Raw genomic sequence first — 4,189 nt, 5'->3', positions numbered from 1 at the left:
GTTATCGATCTGGTCGAATGCGCGAGCAGCACCGCCGTAGGTTTTAGCCAGTACGGTAGTGATTGCAGCGGTCAGCGTTGTTTTACCATGGTCAACGTGGCCGATAGTACCGACGTTAACGTGCGGTTTTGTACGTTCAAACTTTTCTTTAGACATCGATTGTCCCTCTAAGACACGGATAAATCGGTGATATCACCACATCAACCAGGCAACATGCCCGACTTGTTGAATGCAATAAACAGAAGGAAAAAACAGGGAGGAGAAAAGAAGTGGTGCTGATAGGCAGATTCGAACTGCCGACCTCACCCTTACCAAGGGTGCGCTCTACCAACTGAGCTATATCAGCACATCTTGGAGCGGGCAGCGGGAATCGAACCCGCATCATCAGCTTGGAAGGCTGAGGTAATAGCCATTATACGATGCCCGCATCCTGGAACTCGGCTACCTGATTTTCATTCTGCACTGAATATCGAGAGAAGCTCTCTTTATTCGAGCCGGTAAGCGAACTTATCGTCTCGGGCTACGCCATCGCGTGGCCGAAATTGGTGGTGGGGGAAGGATTCGAACCTTCGAAGTCTGTGACGGCAGATTTACAGTCTGCTCCCTTTGGCCGCTCGGGAACCCCACCGGACTTGATGGTGCCGACTACCGGAATCGAACTGGTGACCTACTGATTACAAGTCAGTTGCTCTACCTACTGAGCTAAGTCGGCATCAAGTAGCGCGCATTCTATGGAGACATGCGAGTTCATGCAACTAAAAAATTGCATAATTTGTTTTATTGGTCACATTTTGCGCGACGCGATGAATAAACAGCCGAATTGCGAGCAGATTAGCATACTTTTTCAGCATCACTCTGCATTAACAATGCGCGCCAGCTAAAACACAATTCTTTTTATCAGATGGAATATCTGTCACATTGCTTTTCAACGATAGCTTCCTGGAAGAGATTTTTTCTTATTATTCCTCCCCATCTGGTGTTACCCTCCTGCCCATTAACCCATTCAACAGAACTGTGACGCGCCATGGCAAATATCGCTTTGCCGATAGAGCTATGACCGCCAGAAACATGCTTATGAGTATAAAAGAGCAAACGTTAATGACGCCTTACCTACAGTTTGACCGCAACCAGTGGGCAGCTCTGCGTGATTCCGTACCTATGACGTTATCGGAAGATGAGATCGCCCGTCTCAAAGGTATAAATGAAGATCTTTCGTTAGAAGAAGTTGCCGAGATTTACTTGCCTTTATCACGTTTGCTGAACTTCTATATAAGCTCGAACCTGCGCCGTCAGGCAGTTCTGGAACAGTTTCTTGGCACTAACGGACAACGCATTCCTTACATTATCAGTATTGCTGGTAGCGTCGCGGTAGGGAAAAGTACGACTGCTCGTGTGTTACAGGCACTATTAAGCCGTTGGCCGGAACACCGTCGTGTTGAACTGATCACCACCGATGGTTTTCTTCATCCCAACAAAGTGCTTAAAGAACGTGGCCTGATGAAGAAGAAAGGCTTCCCGGAATCGTATGATATGCATCGTCTGGTAAAGTTTGTTTCCGATCTCAAATCCGGCGTGCCAAACGTTACAGCACCTGTTTACTCGCATCTTATTTATGATGTGATCCCGGATGGAGATAAAACTGTTGTTCAGCCTGATATTTTAATTCTTGAAGGGTTAAATGTCTTACAGAGCGGGATGGATTATCCACACGATCCACATCATGTATTTGTTTCTGATTTTGTCGATTTTTCGATATATGTTGATGCTCCGGAAGACTTACTTCAGACATGGTATATCAACCGTTTTCTGAAATTCCGCGAAGGGGCTTTTACAGACCCGGATTCCTATTTTCATAACTACGCGAAATTAACTAAAGAAGAAGCTATTAAGACTGCCATGACGTTGTGGAAAGAGATCAACTGGCTGAACTTAAAGCAAAATATTCTACCTACTCGCGAGCGCGCCAGTTTAATCCTGACGAAAAGTGCTAATCATGCGGTAGAAGAGGTCAGACTACGCAAATAATTTTCAGGGGAGCTAATGCTCCCCTTTCTTATTTTTCTGCACTACGCAGGGATATTTCACCCCCCATCCAGGGTTTTATTATTCCATCCTGCTCAAGCAATAAAGCGCCCTGTTTGTCTATTCCGCGTGAAATGCCAAATATTTCTTTATCACCAATGATAAGTTTCACTGGGCGATTAATAAAATTATCCAACTTTTCCCAGCGCGAAAGATAAGGTGCCAATCCTTCTTGCTCGAAGAGTTCCAGCGCCGCGCGTAATTCACGTATTAGCATGGCCGCCAACGTATTACGATCGAGATTGATCCCCGCTTCCTGCAGCGTGATCCACCCCTGATTAACGACACTCTCTTCAACACGACGCATTGCCATGTTGATCCCGGCACCAATGACAATTTGTGCCGCATCGCCGGTTTTGCCAGTCAGCTCCACAAGAATGCCTGCCAGCTTGCGATCCTGCAGATAGAGGTCATTAGGCCATTTAACGCGGACTTTATCAGCTCCCAGCTTGCGTAATACTTCCGCCATCACGATACCGATAACCAGACTTAAACCAATCGCCGCCGCCGGGCCTTGTTCCAGACGCCAGAACATTGACAAATATAAGTTTGCGCCAAAAGGCGAAAACCATTTCCGACCACGACGACCACGGCCAGCCTGCTGGTATTCTGCAACGCAGGCATCGCCCGATTTAAGCTCTCCGATACGGTCAAGGAGATATTGATTCGTGGAGTCAATAACTGGCAGCACGGCTACACTACCGCCATCCAGCTGACTCAATATCTGTTCAGCATTAAGTAACTGGATGGGCTCAGGCAGGCTGTATCCTTTACCCGGAACGGTAAAGACATCAACACCCCAGTCACGCAGTGTCTGAATGTGTTTATTAATAGCCGCCCGGCTCATTCCTAACGTTTCACCCAGCTGCTCGCCAGAGTGAAATTCACCATTCGCTAACAGCACGATTAATTTCAGTGGAACGGTATTATCCTTCATGAAATCGTCTCCACTGCGCTAACTTCACCTGATGCACCAATAAAGCGAACTTCTGGCTCAAGCCAGACATTAAATTTTTCACCCACTTTCTGTCTTACATGATGTGCCAGTTGCACGACATCTTCGCTTTTTGCATTGTCTTCATTAATGAGAACTAACGCCTGTTGACGGTGCACCGCAGCCCCACCCATTTGCATCCCTTTTAGCTGGCACTGATCGATAAGCCAACCTGCTGCCAGTTTTACTGAACCATCCGCCTGGGGGTAATTTGGTGCTGTTGGAAATTGTGCCAGTAATGCTTTAGCCGTTTCGGCAGATACAACAGGGTTTTTGAAGAAACTACCGGCATTGCCATTCACTTTTGGATCAGGGAGTTTGGTGGTGCGCATATGACACACCGCATCAAATAATTGCTGTGGCGTTACTGTTGTAGGATCCAGACGAGTTAAGTCACCATACGTTAGTACAGGTTGCCACTCTTTTGGCAGACGCAGACCTACGGCTACAATGGCGAAGCGGTCCTGGTATTCATGTTTAAAAATACTGTCGCGATAGCCAAAACGGCACTCTTTAGCTGTTAAACGCTCTTGCTTGCCTGTCGCCAGTTCAACACAGTCAACATAAGCGCAAACTCGCTGTAATTCTACGCCATAAGCCCCAATATTCTGGATAGGTGATGAACCAACACAACCAGGAATTAATGCCAGATTTTCCAGACCAGGCATACCTTCCTGCAAAGTGTATTTTACCAGGCGATGCCAGTTTTCTCCGGCTCCTACATGTAAATACCACGCATCAGGTTCATCATGAATTTCGATACCTTTGATCCGGTTGATGATCACCGTACCGCGATAGTCTTCCAGAAAAAGTACATTACTTCCTTCACCCAGAATAAGAACGGGTTGTCCTTCTGCGGTTGCATGCTGCCAGGCATTGAGTAATTGTTGTTCGTCTTCGGCACATACAATGTGCTGAGCATTATGATCAATGCCAAATGTGTTCCAGGGTTTTAAGGAGTGGTTCATAGCTGCTTTCCTGATGCAAAAACGAGGCTAGTTTACCGTATCTGCGGGGGGATGGCTTGTAGATATGACGATAGGAAGAGTTTGTAGAAACGCAAAAAGGCCATCCTGACGGATGGCCTTTCGTTTTATTTGATGCCTGGCAGTT

At 46.7% G+C, this 4,189-nt stretch carries 4 protein-coding genes, 4 tRNA genes and 1 pseudogene; 2 read left to right on the top strand and 7 right to left on the bottom strand.

Annotated features, from left to right (window positions below; genetic code table 11):
• From FEK46_RS23245 to FEK46_RS23225, 5 genes are all read right to left on the bottom strand, one after another.
• A partial coding sequence (locus FEK46_RS23245; RefSeq protein WP_072103173.1) for a GTP-binding protein occupies window positions 1–156 on the bottom strand: 156 nt, incomplete at its 3' end.
• A gap of 114 nt (window positions 157–270) precedes the next feature.
• Window positions 271–346: transfer RNA gene (locus tag FEK46_RS23240), tRNA-Thr, on the bottom strand.
• Between the two features lie 6 nt (window positions 347–352).
• Window positions 353–427: transfer RNA gene (locus FEK46_RS23235), tRNA-Gly, on the bottom strand.
• 116 nt (window positions 428–543) lie between these two features.
• A tRNA-Tyr gene (locus FEK46_RS23230) sits at window positions 544–628 on the bottom strand.
• A gap of 8 nt (window positions 629–636) precedes the next feature.
• Window positions 637–712, bottom strand: a tRNA-Thr gene (locus FEK46_RS23225).
• A 19-nt stretch (window positions 713–731) separates the two neighbouring features.
• Between FEK46_RS23225 and FEK46_RS24020 the strand changes: the two are divergent.
• A pseudogene (locus FEK46_RS24020) lies at window positions 732–882 on the top strand (hypothetical protein); the annotation flags it as partial.
• 192 nt (window positions 883–1,074) lie between these two features.
• Complete coding sequence (coaA, locus tag FEK46_RS23220; RefSeq protein WP_000023076.1) at window positions 1,075–2,025, top strand: type I pantothenate kinase; 951 nt, start codon at window positions 1,075–1,077, stop codon at window positions 2,023–2,025.
• A 28-nt stretch (window positions 2,026–2,053) separates the two neighbouring features.
• On the opposite strand, the gene birA is transcribed toward coaA, so the two are convergent.
• On the bottom strand, window positions 2,054–3,019 hold the full coding sequence (gene birA / locus FEK46_RS23215) for a bifunctional biotin--[acetyl-CoA-carboxylase] ligase/biotin operon repressor BirA (RefSeq protein WP_135495459.1): 966 nt from the start codon (window positions 3,017–3,019) through the stop codon (window positions 2,054–2,056).
• A complete protein-coding gene (murB, locus tag FEK46_RS23210; protein ID WP_135559157.1) occupies window positions 3,016–4,044 on the bottom strand; it encodes a UDP-N-acetylmuramate dehydrogenase in 1,029 nt (342 codons plus the stop codon). Before murB ends, birA begins: the two co-directional genes overlap by 4 nt.
• Window positions 4,045–4,189 lie beyond the last annotated feature (145 nt).

This window comes from Escherichia sp. E4736, assembly GCF_005781225.1.
Taxonomy (GTDB): domain Bacteria; phylum Pseudomonadota; class Gammaproteobacteria; order Enterobacterales; family Enterobacteriaceae; genus Escherichia.
The sequence above is the reverse complement of the archived record's forward strand: the minus strand, read 5'-3'. Positions and strand labels throughout refer to the sequence as shown.

What these genes read in the sequence shown, in the direction of transcription:
- coaA (WP_000023076.1), top strand. Translation starts at nt 1,075, where the DNA reads ATGAGTATAAAAGAGCAAACGTTAATGACGCCTTACCTACAGTTTGAC.
- birA (WP_135495459.1), bottom strand. Translation starts at nt 3,019, where the DNA reads ATGAAGGATAATACCGTTCCACTGAAATTAATCGTGCTGTTAGCGAAT.
- murB (WP_135559157.1), bottom strand. Translation starts at nt 4,044, where the DNA reads ATGAACCACTCCTTAAAACCCTGGAACACATTTGGCATTGATCATAAT.